This is a genomic window from Mesorhizobium silamurunense (assembly GCF_014843905.1).
Lineage (GTDB): Bacteria > Pseudomonadota > Alphaproteobacteria > Rhizobiales > Rhizobiaceae > Mesorhizobium > Mesorhizobium silamurunense.
This window is the reverse complement of sequence record NZ_LPVS01000012.1, coordinates 19,962-33,504: the sequence shown is the minus strand read 5'-3', so window position 1 is coordinate 33,504 and position 13,543 is coordinate 19,962. Positions and strand designations below refer to the sequence as shown.

The following is a 13,543-nucleotide window of genomic DNA, read 5'->3' as shown; positions in this document are numbered from 1 at the left end:
CTTCAGCAGATCCTCGGAAGCTGTTCCCCGGCGATCCAGTCGACCACGCGCATACCGCCAAGTCTCGTTTTCATCCGCACCAGCGTATGCTGGTCCGCGACGACTTCGCCAATGATTGCGGCATCCTGGCCCTTGGGATGAGTGCGTATCGCGGCGAGCAAAGTCTCCGCGTCTTGCGCCGTGCAGATGGCGATCAGCTTGCCTTCGTTGGCAACATTCAGCGGGTCGAGGCCGAGCAGTTCGCACGCCGCCGCGACCTCCGGCTTCACCGGGACCGCCGCTTCCCGGATTACCATTCCGACGTTGGACTGCTGCGCGATTTCGTTCAGCGTCGCTGACAGTCCGCCGCGCGTGGGGTCACGCAGCACCAGGATACCGGGAATGGTAGCCAGCATCGCCGCCACCAGATCGTGCAGCGGCTGGCTATCGGAGGTGATTTCCGTTTCAAAATCAAGGTGTTCGCGCTTCGACAGGATAGCGACTCCGTGGTCGCCCATGCTGCCGGAGACAAGGATTGCATCGCCCGGCCGGGCATTGCTTCCGGAGACGTAAGTGCCGTTCGCCAGCACGCCAACACCGGTCGTGGAGATGAAAACGCCGTCGCCTTTGCCCTTCTCCACCACCTTGGTGTCGCCCGTAACCACGGGCACTCCCGCTTCCCGGGCGGCAAAAGCCATTGAAACAACTATTCTTTCCAGTTCGGCCAACGGAAAACCTTCCTCCAGGATGAAGGACGCGGACAGCCAGAGCGGCCGCGCGCCCATCATGGCGACGTCGTTGATCGTGCCGTGGACCGCCAACGCGCCGATATCCCCGCCCGGAAAGAACAGAGGCGAGATGACATGCGCGTCCGTTGCCATCACCAGGCGTCCGCAGACGGTGCCGAGCAGGGCCGCGTCGTTGCCCTGGGCCAGGAACTCGTTGGCCAGGTGCCTTTGAAAAATATCCCGAATCAGCTTGGCCATCGCGCGGCCGCCCGCGCCATGCGTCATGTCCACCACGCCGCGGACCGACGAGGTGGTGACGGCTAGCCTGGGATCGTTCGCGCTCATTATTCCGCCGCCTCCAACGGCTTCTGCTCGCGGAAACGGCCATAGGTCCAGTAGGCCGCGCAGGCGCCCTCGGAGGAGACCATGCATGAGCCAATCGGGTTCTGCGGCGTGCACACGGTGCCGAACAGTTTGCAGTCGGTCGGCTTCTTCACCCCGCGCAGGATCGACGGGCATTCGCAGGACGTCACCTCGCGCGAAGCCTTGACCGACAGCTCGAAGCGCTTCTCGGCGTCGAAATCGGCATAAGCGTCGCGGATGCGCAGGGCGCTGTAGGGCACGGTGCCGAGGCCGCGCCAGTCAAAGGTCTTGCGCAGTTCGAAGACCTCGCTCACCAGTGCCTGCGCCTTGAGGTTGCCCTCCTCGGTCACGACGCGGGTATATTCGTTCTCGACCTCGTGCCGGTCTTCATTGACCTGCCGGATCAGCATCAGAACGGACTGCATGACGTCCAGCGGCTCAAAGCCGGCGATGACAACCGGCTTCTGGAATTCCTCAGCAAAGAATTCATATGGCTGCGAGCCGATCACGGAGGAGACGTGCGAAGGTCCCAGGAACCCGTCGATCTTGACAATGCCCAGCTCCCGCACTTCCGGCGATTCAAGAATGTGAGAGATCGCGGCCGGCGTCGGCACATGGTTGCAGAACACGCTGAAATTCTTGAACCCCTCGGCTTGCGCCGTCTTGATCGCGACGGCCGTCGGCGGCGTCGTGGTTTCGAAGCCGATAGCGAAGAAGACGACTTGCCGCTCGGGATTTTCACGCGCGATCTTCAAGGCATCGAGCGTTGAATAGACCATGCGGACATCCGCTCCGTCCGCCTTGGCGCGGATCAGGCTACGTTGCTTGGCGCCCGGCACGCGCATCATGTCGCCATAGGTGCAAAGGATGACCCCGTGCCGCTCGGCGAGTTCCACCGCATCGTCGAGGCGAGAGATGGGAAGCACGCAAACGGGGCATCCGGGTCCGTGCACGAAACGCACGTTCTGCGGCATCAGGTCCTGCAAACCGTAGCGAAAGATCGCATGTGTGTGCCCACCGCAGAACTCCATGAAATGATAGCTCTTTTCCAGATCCGCCTCGGCCGCGATGGCGCCGGCGATGGTCTTCGCAAGCTCCTGGTCGCGATATTCGTCGACATATTTCACGCCGAAATCTCCTCCAGCTCCTCCTCCACGCCCGCTTCGGCCATTAGCCGCAGCGTGCGTTCGGCCTCCTCGGGGCTCACCTTGTGGAGCGCATAACCGACATGGACGAGCACGAAATCGTCAAGCGAAACGTCTGCCACCAAGGCCAATGAGATGCGCTTCCTGACCGTGTCGAACGCGACCACCGCCATGTCGTCATCGAGCAGTTCAACGACGCGGGCGGGAATGGCCAGGCACATCAGGCTGCGCCCTTGAGCTCGGCCGCCAGCGGATGGCCGGTTAGCGCCATGGCGCGGGCCGCCCCGATCCAGGCCGTCCAGTCCGACATCCCCTCGCCCGTGCGCGCGGAAACCCTCAGCACCTTGATCCGCGGATTCACCTTTCGGGCGTTGGCGATGCAGGCCTCCACGTCAAAGTCGAGATGCGGCAACAGGTCGGTCTTGTTGAGGAGCATGAGATCGGCGGCGGCGAACATGTCGGGATATTTCAATGGCTTGTCCTCGCCCTCGGTGACTGAGAGCACCACCACCTTGTGCGCCTCACCGAGATCGAAGCCCGCCGGACAGACGAGGTTTCCCACGTTTTCGACGAGGAGAAGGCCTCCTTCGGCAAGGTCGAGGTGATCTGCGGCATGGCCGACCATATGCGCGTCGAGGTGGCAGCCCTTGCCGGTGTTGACCTGGATCGCGGGCGCACCGGTGGCGCGGATGCGGTCGGCATCGTTGGAAGTCTGCTGGTCGCCCTCAATCACGGCGATCGGCAACTTGCCCCTCAGTGCGTCGATCGTGCGGCAAAGCAACGTCGTTTTGCCAGAGCCGGGGCTGGAGACGAGGTTGAGCGCAAGCACGCCGCGCTCGGCGAACATTTTTCTGTTCGCATCGGCATACTCGTTGTTCTTGGAAAGGATATCCTTTTCCAGCTTGACCATCCGCGCCTGGCTCATGCCCGGCGCATGGTCGCCAGCCGGGCCCGAGCCACAATCGTGCACATGATCGTGATGATGATGGGGGCCATGATCATGATCGTGGTGGTGATCATGGCCTTCGTGGCCGTGATGGTGACGGCCATGCGCCTTGCCCTCGATCCGGACCTCGCCCTCGCCACATCCGCAAACAGTGCACATCAGCTCACCTCCAATTCCCTGATCTTCATTTCCCCGCCGCCGGTCACCTGCAACTGATGGCTTCCGCAGTCGGGGCATGGATCGAAGCGGGCCGCGATCGGCACGCTCTGGCCGCAAGGCATGCACCAGGCCCTGCCTTCCGTCTCGACGATTTCCAGTCTTGCGTCTTCCGCCAGAGAGCCACGCATGACGACATCGAAGCCGAACTTCAGCGCCTCGACCTCGACATCGGATAGCCGCCCGATTTCCAGGCAGACGCGGCCCACCTTCCGAAAATCCTGTCTGGCGGCCTCTTCCTCGAGGATGCCACGGATGCTCTCGCATATCGCCATCTCGTGCATCAGCGGAACCTCACATCGTAGCCGACGCAGGGGTCGATGGCCCGGACCAGGAGATCGGCCTGGACCGCCAGATCTTCACGCCTGGATGCAGCGAGCGCCGAAAGCGAGCGCGCGGCAATGCCGCTCTCGGCGAAATGAATGCTGGTCGGAGCCGTGATAGCGTAGTCGGCGATACGGTCGTCGTTCAAAACAATCCGATGTTCCAGCCGGCCGCGTGCTGCCTCGGCGGAGGCGGTAGCAAAGCGGCCCCCGTTCTCGTCGCGAAAGACTTCGCACGTAGGCACTTCGGACCCGTCCGCGACATCCCGCAGGGCCGCGAGCTCTCCGGCGATCTGCCCCGGCAGCTTCGATGCCTCGACCAAGCGTGCGGCCAGCCGTGCGGCCAGCCCGGCTCCACCGTTTTCGGAAAGGAAAGCGCGAACGAGCGGCGCACCGGCCTGCCTGGCGAGGCAGCTCGTGTCGGCCGACGCTTCCTTCAGAAAATGTCCGTTTCCCCCATTTGTCGTTTCGGGGTGGCCTATCATGGCCCAGCCCCTTGCCAGGACCGGCGCGATGAGGCGGGCCGCAACCGTGCTGCGCTCCATAGCCCACCCCGCGAAGGCATCGCGATCCATCTCGCCAAGCGGCTTTTCGCCCTCGTAGACCACGGACTGCGTTAGATAGCTCGCTTCGGCGGCCGTTTCGGCGGCTTCCGCACCCGGCATCCCCACGCATACGCCAGGAACGAACGCATTCCCGCCTGGAAAAAGCGCCTGCTTGAGGCGCTGCGGCAGGGCCATAGCCCGGCGCAGGGTTTTACCGTGCGCAGATTTACCGTCCGCAGGCTCGCCCGCGAGACTGGCAGTATCCAAGCCAACGCGCAGCAGATGCTCGCGCAGCGTCTCGGCAAAGACAAGAAGCCGCCGCGCTTGTTTCGTGCGCCGGTCCGTCCCGATCTCCAGGGCCGCTTCGGCTGCCTCGACGCTCGCCGCCGACTGCGCAATACCACAGACACTGAACAGCGAGCCGATCACCGAGACGACCTCCCTCGCCGGCCGGCCTCGCACGACCGGACCAAGCGCAATCGGGCGCGGCGGCATAACGATGGCTTCCACAACGCGACCGCCATCGCAGACGAGATCGATGGAGACGCGGCCATCAACGCTCATGCGGCGGTCTCCTCCTTGTCGTCCAAACCGAACAGCCAGCGGCGGGTCAGTCCCACCGGCTGAGAGCTCGCGTGTGTTCCGGCTGTCTCAACCTCGTCCAACGCGCTTGCGTCTTCCTCAGGTAGCCGGTCTTCCCAGACACGGACCATGTCGCCGTCTTCGTCTTCTTCCGCCTCAAGATTGAACAGTTCCGCAAGCATCTGCCGCCCGGCCTCTTGCGCACTCTCCTGGTCGGCGAATTCGAACATCGGCGAGCGAGCACATGCGGTAGCAGCCGAGCTCCTCTTCATAGGCCTGGATGAACTCGAACCGGAACGCCGGGAATGAGACATGCTCCTTCGTGCCGGTAGGCACGCGCGGGCGCGCTTGCCGTCGCCAGAGAAGCACGAGGTTCATGAACCAGGCTGTGACGAGAACCGCGAGCCATTCGCCCTGCCACTGCTGCACGCCCACCGCGCTGAAGCAAAGCGCCGGGTTGAGGATCGGAATTCCTGCCATGGCCGTCCGTTCGATCCGCTGAAACACGAACTCTAGACGGGCAGCGACGGCTTGCGAATGATCCATGTCAATCGCTCACGACCATGAAGCCCTGCTTGGAGCCGTCGCAGGTAGGGCAGCTCCAGTGCGCCGGCAGTTCGGCGAACGGCGTGCCGGGCGAGATCTGCCAGTAGTCGCAGCCCTCGGCCGGGTCGTAGACATGCCAGCAAATCCTGCATTCGAGCCGCGACATCGGGTCGATCTTGGCGTTGTCGCCGCCATAGGAACCGGCAAAGAAGGAGTCGTTCACTGGTAGACCTCCAGGATTTCGAGGAGTCGCTGGCGGCTGTCGGCAATATCCTCGGGCGCGGCGCGGACCACCTCCGGCAAGGCCGTGACCTCGATCGTGTTGAGGATGAGATCGTCGGTCGAATTGAAGAAGCGCACCCACCAGACGCCGCGCGTCGCCGTCGTGGTCACGCGGCAGTTGCCGTAGCCACGCGACAGCACGACCACCGGCCCGTGGCCAAGCAGGCCGTCGAGGAAGATCAAGTCCTCTTCAGTGTGCGGCAGCAGCGACAGGTTTATGACGTGGGGCCCGACGCCGGGCCCGACGAGCGGGATGCGGTCATTGAGCTCCGAAATCAGCGGCGGCGCGTTGAAGGCGCTTATCGGATAGGTCGCCGGCGCAGCGAGCGTATTGCGGCAGCCGGCGAAGGCCCTCTCCAGCACGGCCGAGGGAAAGGCGCCGACCTCGACGAAATCGCGCACGAACCTGCCATCTGGTCCGGTCTGGCGCACGCGCCAGATACCGGCGAGCACCGACTCCTGAGTCTGCAGGTCGTCACCGCAGATGATCGAGACCTCGCCCTCGCCCAGCGCCTGGTCGATCAGCGCACGATTGGCGCGGTCGAGGCCGGAAAGATCATGCACCGCGTTTTCGCAATCCGGCGAGGACCGGCCGAGGCTTTCGGCCAGCGCGGAGAGCACCGCCAAAGCAGCTTCGAGCCCGGCGACATTTTCCTTCTCCGGCAACACGGGTGCCGCAGAGGTCGCCATGCCCTTCGGCATTTCCATGTACTGCAAGTCGCCGCCGTCCTCTTCGCCCGGCTGTGAACCCGGCCCGATGGCGCCGAATAGTGATGCTGTCATGGCGCGCCCTCCCCGGCCGCTTTCGCTCAGTGAAAATGATCGTGGTCGCGACGGTCATGCGTCGCGCAGGCTTCAGGAAGCTCGAAAGGCGGCGGCGCGCTCGGCTCGCGTGTCAGTATGCCGGCGATCTCGGTGAGGTAGTCTTCCCAGTCGAGCACGCGCTTTATGGCGCCGAGATATTCGCCGTTCCTCAGGAAGACGAGCGCCGGAAAGGCGTTGAAGCGATAGCGGCTTTGCAGCTTGCGCTCGCTCTCCCGCGATACCACGGCCGGCTTGAACACGCCTTGGAACGCCTGCACCAGCTCCGGCAGGATCACCGCCACATCGTTGCTCTCGGCGAGCCGCAGCCAGTCACCGGGGAAAAACAGCGCGGTGAAGTCGTGGGCCTCGGCGAATGCGTCGATGTTCGCCTCGTCAACCACCGGGATGCGGTGGCGCTCCATCATCATGGTGAGAACGGGTGAAAACATGGACTCAGGCGTCCTCCGTGCCTTGCGGTGAAAGGACTTGCGCCGGCCGCAGATGTTCCGGCAGTTGCGGCTCGCGGCCGACCAGGTCGGCGAAGAGGTGGTCGAGGTCGGCGTCGCCGGCGAGCGCACGCTCCGTCGCTTCGATGGCGTCGGCGATCAGGCGCGCCATCTCGGCTGTGACAGTCTCGCGCGCGGTGTCGAGGAAGGCGAGTATCCACGTACCCGCCGGCTGGTCGCCCACCAGCGTCATGTCGAGGCGCCGCGTGCCGCTGCGACCGGTGCACAGGGCAATGCCGCCGCTACATTCAACCACTTGGAAGGGAACGCCGACACACATCAGCCATGCCCTCCGGACGATTGCAAAAGCGCGTCGACCTCGCGCTCGAAATTCGCCGGGCCGGCGAAGGCACTATTCGCGAGAAGCCGCGCGTCGCCTTGACGACAGGCCTCTTCCGGCCGGGGTCGACCGCTCTCGTAGATGCCGATGCGCATTTCGCGCGAGGCGAGCGTCTCTTCTTCGGCCAGCGGTTCGGTGCGCCTGGCGATCGTCGCGCCGTGCCGGGCGAGCCACTCGATGGCGATCACGATTGCAGGCTCGATCTGAGCCTTCACCGCGGGCCGGAGACTGCCGCCGTAGTCGTCCAGCTCGACCGGTTGCACGCCGACGAGAAGGAGATGGGCGGGATAGTCACCCATCATCTCGGCCATGGCGAGAACTTCCTGAAAGCCAGTCTGGTGGAGCGAAATCTTCTTCACACCGAGGAAGGCCGGCACCTCGCCACCTTCGACGAGCTTCAGCGTGCCGGGCGCCAGGCCGTAGTCGACCGCGTCGAACACGACGAGGATGTCGGCCTCGCGGACATGTTGGACGAGGTAGATGCCCTGCGTGCCGCCATCCATGGCCCGGACGTTGTCCGCTGTTTCGCAGAGCCGGTGGAACTCCTCCACCACGCGGACGCCGAAGCCCTCATCGGCCCATAGCAGATTTCCGATGCCGAGCACGAGCACCCGTGGCGCGCCGTTCATTGGGAAGCCTCCTCCGTACCTTTTTCTTTCCAGCAGCAAGAGGCGGGCCAATTGGCCGGGGTCCGGCAAATGGTTGCGAATTAAGGGGTGATCTCTAGATAGCGAACGACGCGGAAGGTGCGATTACGATTTTGCCGCACAGACGGAAAGTATCCTTCCATTGACGGGTGCGGCATCGGCCGGACTGGCAACCGAAATTCGAGGCCGTTGAAAAGTTTGCGTTCACTCGCCCACCCCACTCTGCCTCGCTCCGCACCTTTGCCCCTGAAAAGGATAGAAGAAGGGTGCCGGGCGTTGCGGTTGGCACTTCTTCTCCCCGTCGAACGGACGCAGAGGCGAAGCCGAGACGAAATGTGGGTCGACTTGAACGCAACCCCTCTTGAAGAAAAAAAGCCGGCGCGGGGCAAACGCCCGCGCCAGCAGGCGAGGTCACGAAAGTCCTAGTCGGAATCACGCGGGGTACCGTTGCCCCGAAAAGTCCGCCAGCCTGAGAACATCGAGGAAATGATCGTCTGTCTCGACATGATGTCCTCGCGCACCGCGACATAGATGTGGATGATGACGAAGCAGATGATCACCCACATGCCGAGATGGTGCCAGGTGTGGACGTCCTGGCTCTGACCGAACAGCGGGATCACCGGGCTCGAGAATAGCGTGTGCTGCCAGGAGCCCATTCCGGTCCCTTCGCCGTAGAGTGCGAGACCGGTCACGATCATGAAGATGGTGAACCAGACGAACAGGATGTGCATGGCGATCGTGGCGAGCGGGTTGTGCCCCGAATACTTAGTCGGCTCCCTGACCAGCAGGGCATACCAGAGCATCTCATGCCAGACTTCCCGCCAGAAGCGGCCGCGCCAGACAGGCGGCAGGAATATCTGCCGGGCATGCTCGTTGCCGGCGAAGGCCCAGTAGATGCGGAAGGCGAAGCCAGCAATCAGGACATAGCCGGCCGCGAAATGCAGGTATCGTATCCAGCCGAAGACGAAGCTGGCGCTGGCTTCGCCGCTGACCGATGGCGGCGGCGAACCGATGAGGTAGCCGGTTCCGGCCAGCGCAAGGATCGCGAAGGCGTTGACCCAGTGCCAGAGGCGCAGCGGCGTCTCGTAGACATAGACCGCCTCTTCGTTGTGAGATGTGTGGTTCACGGTCATGGCCGCCTCCTATCCGCGGAAGACAAGCGCGGCACCCGAGCGGGCGACCATCATGCCGAGGCCGGTTGGCAGCCAGGGCGATGACGCGACCTTGAGGCCGACGCCGACGCCGAATTGGTGGAGTGCTGCGTTGGACAGCGTGAAACCGCCAACATAGGCAAATGTTGCTCCTGCGGCCTCGCTGGCGTGCGCATGGCCGCGCAACAGCGCTAATAGCCCGGCAGGGCCTATGCCGGCGATACCCGGCAAACCTGCACCGAAAACGATCATCCGCCCGAGCGCCAGCGCCGACAGCGCGAGCATGCCTTCCATCGCTGGCAGGGCGACGCCGACAAAGGCGAGCGCGACGGCGCCGCTCATGGCCGCGAGGAAGACGGCCGGTGCGGTCCAGGCCCGCAACGGCATGGCGAGCAGCTGGTCGAGACCGAGCAGCGGATGCGCGAGGCCCTCGGCAACGCCGTCCGCATAGCCTGCGCCGACATGGGCACAGGCCGGGCCTGCGCCGAGTTTCACGACAGTGCGTCTCATCTAAAATCCCTCCCTACCGCACTTTGACATTGGCCAGCTCCCGGCCGTCCGGCCCCATCACGTGGGTTGAGCAGGCAAGGCACGGATCGAAGCTGTGTATGGTTCGCAGGATTTCGACCGGCTCCTCGGCGCGCTCGACCTTGGTGTCCATCAACGAGGCCTCGAAGGCGCCGATATTGCCGGCATTGTCGCGGGGAGAGCCGTTCCAGGTGGTCGGCACGACGCACTGGTAGTTCTCGATGCGGCCGTTCTTGATCCGGACCCAGTGACCTAGTGCGCCACGCGGCGCCTCCGTGAAGCCGACACCCTTGATCTCGGCCGGCCAGGTCTTCGGGTCCCACTTCTCGGTGTTGGCCGTGGAGGAGTCGCCGGCCTTGATGTTGGCGATCAGCTTGTCCAGGAAGTAGGCCTGCTTGCGGGCCGCCCACTGCGCTTCTAGAGCGCGCGCAGCGGTGCGGCCGAGCGTGGAAAAGAGCGCGTTGAGCGGCGCGCCGAGCACGTGCAGCGTGGAATCGACTTGTTCCTTGATTTCCTCGTGGCCCTGAGCATAGCCGACGACATAGCGGGCGAGCGGGCCGACCTCCATGGCGTGGCCGCGCCATCGCGGTGCCTTGATCCAGGAATATTTTGCCGACTCGTCCAGCTCGATGATGTTGGTGCGTGTGCCCTTGGCATTAGGCCCCAGTTCGTACTGCGGCTCGGTGATGCCGTCCCAGGGGTGCAGGCCCTTGGCCTCGTCCGGATATTTGTACCAGGAGTGCGGCACGAATTCCTGGATCTGCTCGGGATCGCGTACGTCGACCGGCAGCACCTCTTTGAGATTGCCGTTGATGATGGCACCCTGCGGCATCATCAGGTTAGCGGCAGAATAGTCGTTGGCCTTGTCGGGGATATCGCCATAGGCGAGCACGCTCTTGCCCGACAGCCCGCCACCGTAGAGCCAGTCCTTGTAGAGATTGCCGATCGCGATGATGTCGGGGATGTAGACGTTGTCGACGAAGGCGATGGTGCGCTCGATGACGCTGCGGACGTAGTTCAGCCGCTCCATGTTGATCGGCGCGCCGGCCGCCATCTCACCGTAGATGTTGATCGCACAGGGCACGCCCCCCACCAGCCAGTTGGGATGGATGTCCTTGCCGCCGAAGATCGTGCGCGTGGTCATGATCTCCTTCTGGAAGTCAAGCGCTTCCAGATAGTGCGTCACCGCCATCAGGTCAGCTTCCGGCGGCAGCAGATAGGCCGGGTTGGTCCAGTAGCCGTTCTTGAATGGCCCGAGTTGGCCGCTCTCCACGAACTTCTTCAGCCGGTTCTGAATGTCACGGAAATAGCCCGGCGAGGACATCGGGTGGCTCGGTGAAACCGCCTGCTGCAGCTCCGACGTCGCCTTCGGGTCGGCTCTCAATGCGTTGACCGGGTTGACCCAGTCGAGCGCGTGCAGGTGGTAGAAGTGGACCAGATGGTCGTGCACCTGCAGCGAGAGCTGCATGATGTTGCGGATCGAATTGGCATTCTCCGGGATTATGATGCCCAGCGCGTCCTCGACCGCACGCACCGAGGTGAGCGCGTGCGTGCCGGTGCACACCCCGCAGATGCGCTGGGTGAAGGCCCAGGCGTCGCGCGGGTCGCGGCCCTTGAGGATGACCTCGAGCCCGCGCCACATGGTGCCGGTCGAGACCGCGTTGCGGATGATGTTGTTCTCGTCGATGTTGACCTCGCAGCGCATGTGGCCTTCGATCCGCGTGACCGGATCGACGACAACGCGCTGGCCGGAGGTGTCGAGATTGAAGCCGTTCGGCGTCTGGATGCCCATCAGTTGTTCCCTCCCTTTTCGCGCATCCGCTTGACCACGCTTGCTGCCGCATGCGCAGCCGCGGCGGCGCCGACCACGGTCGCGGCCGTCGCGCCGATCCTGTCGGCGTCGGCCTCGATGCCGAAGCCGTGGACGCGGGTCAGGCGGCTGTAGAAATCGCCCTTGTCCCAGAAGCCGTCCTCGGAGCAGCCGATGCAGGGATGGCCGGCCTGGATGGGGAAGGAGAGGCCGCCGTTCCAACCCACCGTCGAGCAAGCATTGTAGGTGGTCGGTCCCTTGCAGCCGACCTTGTAGAGGCAATAGCCCTTGCGCGCGCCCTCGTCATCGAAGGACTCGACGAACTGGCCGGCGTCGAAATGCGGGCGCCGATAGCATTTGTCGTGGATGCGCTGGCTGTAGAACATCTTCGGCCGGCCTTGCCGGTCGAGTTCGGGGAGTTTCTCGAAGGTCAGGATATAAGTGATGACGGCCGTCATCACTTCTGCGATCGGCGGGCAACCGGGCACCTTGATGATCGGCTTGTCCGGCAGGCCGGGGACCTTATGGACGGGCGTGGCCCGCGTCGGGTTCGGCCGCGCGGCCTGCACGCAGCCCCAGGAGGCGCAGGAGCCCCAGGAGATGATCGCCTTGGCGTTGGAGGCGGCATGCTTGAGCTGTTCGACGAAGGGCTTGCCGCCGATGATGCAGAACATGCCGTCCTCGTTGAGCGGCGGATTGCCTTCGACCGCGAGGATGTAGTTGCCCTTGTACTGTTCGACGACCTCGTTGACGATCGCCTCGGCCTGGTGGCCGGCGGCCGCCATGAGCGTGTCGTCATAATCGAGTGAAAGCATCGACAGCACGACGTCCTTGGCGAGCGGGTGCGCCGAGCGGATGAAGCTTTCGGAGCAGCAGGTGCATTCCAGCCCGTGCAGCCACAGCACCGGAATGCGCGGCTTGGACTCCATCGCGTAAGCTATTTTCGGCGCGAAGGTTGGTCCAAGGCCGAGGGAAGCCGCCGTCAGGCTGCAGAATTTCAGGAAACTTCGGCGAGTGATCCCCTGCCGGCGCATGACCTCGTAGAATGTTTCTGGCGTCAGGACTTCCTCCACAGGCGGCGGCATCTCTTGTTGCCGGGATATGCGAAGGCGAAGCAAGTCCGGTGCCAGACTTGAAAAGTCGAACAAATTAAATACTCAGATGCTTTTCGAAGGCGTTGCCTTGTTCCGGTCGCCAGCAATGGAGTGGCAACCGGGCTGGCAGATTGCAGAGAAAGCTTCAGCGATGCGGCGACGCGCGAGGAGGCCTGGCGACGGGCCGACGGGATTTCGGCGGGCCTCCGACCGACCGCGCCCATGACTTTAAACAAAGACTGATCTCGCAAAGCGCAGGGCCGCCTTTAAACGCATGCAGGACATCGTCGAGATCGAGGACCTGCATCACGCCGCTGCATTCCATGCCGTTCCTCTATGGCCAGAAGGCGGATATCGCATGGCGGCCTAGCCCCTTACCGCAAACGTATCTCGGCCCGAAAACGCTATCTGACCCGGTAGCCTAAGCGCTCAGAACGGCGCGGACCACGCGCGGTTCTCCGAAGCCAGTGGCGCTCATGCCGCCCAGCCATCCGGCTTGCCGGGGTGGCGGCGGCGTTCGGCGGCGTGCCCGTGCTGCATGGTGTTGATCTCAATGTCGGCAAGGGCGAGGCCGTCCGCAATCTGCCGACGCACAAGGCGCCGGCGTGCGCGAGGCGATCGAACAGGCAGCCGAGGCGACTCTCCTGTTCCTGCCACCCTACAGTCGCGACTACAATCTGATCGAGAACGCCTTTTCCAAGCTCAAGGCGCTGCTGCGCGCCAAGGCCGAGCGGGACCATCAAGGCCCTGTGGGACGCGCCGTGGGCTCGGTCCTCGGCCAATTCATCCCCGTCGAGTGCGCAAAACCAATTCAAGGCTGCAAGATATGAACCGGATTAAACAGGACGCGCCCTAGCGTGGCCAAGGACATCACGATTAGTGGGCGACCTGCCAACCTCGCACCGTGATATAGCTTGTCCACTGTCGCGATCTCGACAGAATTGTATCGTCGCTAACAAACGGAACCAGCCGCGCAAAGCCAACCTATTGCAATAACAACGGCTTTTT

The 13,543-nt window shown here is 63.6% G+C and carries 17 protein-coding genes and 1 pseudogene; 1 reads left to right on the top strand and 17 read right to left on the bottom strand.

Annotated features, from left to right (window positions below; translation table 11 throughout):
• Nucleotides 1-2: 2 nt before the first annotated feature.
• The 17 genes from hypE to AU465_RS02945 all read right to left on the bottom strand — a co-directional run bounded on the left by hypE (nucleotide 3) and on the right by AU465_RS02945 (nucleotide 12,526).
• The gene (gene hypE / locus AU465_RS03025) at nucleotides 3-1,052 is read right to left on the bottom strand and encodes a hydrogenase expression/formation protein HypE (protein ID WP_192243904.1); all 1,050 of its coding nucleotides are present in this window, start codon (nucleotides 1,050-1,052) and stop codon (nucleotides 3-5) included.
• Nucleotides 1,052-2,197, bottom strand: coding sequence for a hydrogenase formation protein HypD (hypD, locus tag AU465_RS03020; RefSeq protein ID WP_192243902.1), 1,146 nt, complete (start codon nucleotides 2,195-2,197; stop codon nucleotides 1,052-1,054). Before hypD ends, hypE begins: the two co-directional genes overlap by 1 nt.
• On the bottom strand, nucleotides 2,194-2,436 hold the full coding sequence (locus AU465_RS03015) for a HypC/HybG/HupF family hydrogenase formation chaperone (protein ID WP_192243900.1): 243 nt from the start codon (nucleotides 2,434-2,436) through the stop codon (nucleotides 2,194-2,196). The genes hypD and AU465_RS03015 overlap by 4 nt, the downstream gene beginning before the upstream one ends.
• Nucleotides 2,436-3,320, bottom strand: a complete 885-nt coding sequence (gene hypB / locus AU465_RS03010; protein WP_192243898.1) for a hydrogenase nickel incorporation protein HypB — start codon at nucleotides 3,318-3,320, stop codon at nucleotides 2,436-2,438. Before hypB ends, AU465_RS03015 begins: the two co-directional genes overlap by 1 nt.
• Nucleotides 3,320-3,661, bottom strand: a complete 342-nt coding sequence (hypA, locus tag AU465_RS03005) for a hydrogenase maturation nickel metallochaperone HypA (protein WP_192178533.1) — start codon at nucleotides 3,659-3,661, stop codon at nucleotides 3,320-3,322. The genes hypB and hypA overlap by 1 nt, the downstream gene beginning before the upstream one ends.
• A complete protein-coding gene (locus AU465_RS03000) occupies nucleotides 3,661-4,809 on the bottom strand; it encodes a hypothetical protein (RefSeq protein WP_192243896.1) in 1,149 nt (382 codons plus the stop codon). The genes hypA and AU465_RS03000 overlap by 1 nt, the downstream gene beginning before the upstream one ends.
• A complete protein-coding gene (locus tag AU465_RS37625) occupies nucleotides 4,806-5,057 on the bottom strand; it encodes a hypothetical protein (protein ID WP_192243894.1) in 252 nt (83 codons plus the stop codon). The genes AU465_RS03000 and AU465_RS37625 overlap by 4 nt, the downstream gene beginning before the upstream one ends.
• The gene (gene hybE / locus AU465_RS36110) at nucleotides 4,984-5,373 is read right to left on the bottom strand and encodes a [NiFe]-hydrogenase assembly chaperone HybE (protein WP_192243892.1); all 390 of its coding nucleotides are present in this window, start codon (nucleotides 5,371-5,373) and stop codon (nucleotides 4,984-4,986) included. The genes AU465_RS37625 and hybE overlap by 74 nt, the downstream gene beginning before the upstream one ends.
• A gap of 1 nt (nucleotide 5,374) precedes the next feature.
• A complete protein-coding gene (locus AU465_RS02985) occupies nucleotides 5,375-5,596 on the bottom strand; it encodes a rubredoxin (protein WP_192243890.1) in 222 nt (73 codons plus the stop codon).
• Nucleotides 5,593-6,438, bottom strand: coding sequence for a hydrogenase expression/formation protein (locus AU465_RS02980; RefSeq protein ID WP_192243888.1), 846 nt, complete (start codon nucleotides 6,436-6,438; stop codon nucleotides 5,593-5,595). Before AU465_RS02980 ends, AU465_RS02985 begins: the two co-directional genes overlap by 4 nt.
• 26 nt (nucleotides 6,439-6,464) lie before the next feature.
• Nucleotides 6,465-6,908 carry a thioredoxin domain-containing protein gene (locus tag AU465_RS02975; protein ID WP_192243886.1) on the bottom strand — a complete coding sequence of 148 codons (444 nt, stop codon included), beginning with the start codon at nucleotides 6,906-6,908 and terminating at the stop codon, nucleotides 6,465-6,467.
• A 4-nt stretch (nucleotides 6,909-6,912) separates the two neighbouring features.
• Nucleotides 6,913-7,245, bottom strand: coding sequence for a HypC/HybG/HupF family hydrogenase formation chaperone (locus AU465_RS02970; RefSeq protein WP_192243884.1), 333 nt, complete (start codon nucleotides 7,243-7,245; stop codon nucleotides 6,913-6,915).
• A complete protein-coding gene (locus AU465_RS02965) occupies nucleotides 7,245-7,916 on the bottom strand; it encodes a HyaD/HybD family hydrogenase maturation endopeptidase (RefSeq protein ID WP_376774806.1) in 672 nt (223 codons plus the stop codon). The genes AU465_RS02970 and AU465_RS02965 overlap by 1 nt, the downstream gene beginning before the upstream one ends.
• A 458-nt stretch (nucleotides 7,917-8,374) precedes the next feature.
• Nucleotides 8,375-9,085, bottom strand: a complete 711-nt coding sequence (cybH, locus tag AU465_RS02960) for a Ni/Fe-hydrogenase, b-type cytochrome subunit (protein WP_192243882.1) — start codon at nucleotides 9,083-9,085, stop codon at nucleotides 8,375-8,377.
• Between the two features lie 9 nt (nucleotides 9,086-9,094).
• Nucleotides 9,095-9,613 (bottom strand): HupE/UreJ family protein, encoded by a 519-nt coding sequence (locus tag AU465_RS02955; protein ID WP_192243880.1) that lies wholly within the window; start codon nucleotides 9,611-9,613, stop codon nucleotides 9,095-9,097.
• Between the two features lie 13 nt (nucleotides 9,614-9,626).
• Complete coding sequence (locus AU465_RS02950; protein WP_192243878.1) at nucleotides 9,627-11,423, bottom strand: nickel-dependent hydrogenase large subunit; 1,797 nt, start codon at nucleotides 11,421-11,423, stop codon at nucleotides 9,627-9,629.
• Nucleotides 11,423-12,526, bottom strand: a complete 1,104-nt coding sequence (locus tag AU465_RS02945; protein ID WP_192243876.1) for a hydrogenase small subunit — start codon at nucleotides 12,524-12,526, stop codon at nucleotides 11,423-11,425. The genes AU465_RS02950 and AU465_RS02945 overlap by 1 nt, the downstream gene beginning before the upstream one ends.
• 585 nt (nucleotides 12,527-13,111) lie before the next feature.
• Between AU465_RS02945 and AU465_RS02940 the strand changes: the two are divergent.
• Nucleotides 13,112-13,375: pseudogene (locus AU465_RS02940) on the top strand (transposase); the annotation flags it as partial.
• Nucleotides 13,376-13,543 lie beyond the last annotated feature (168 nt).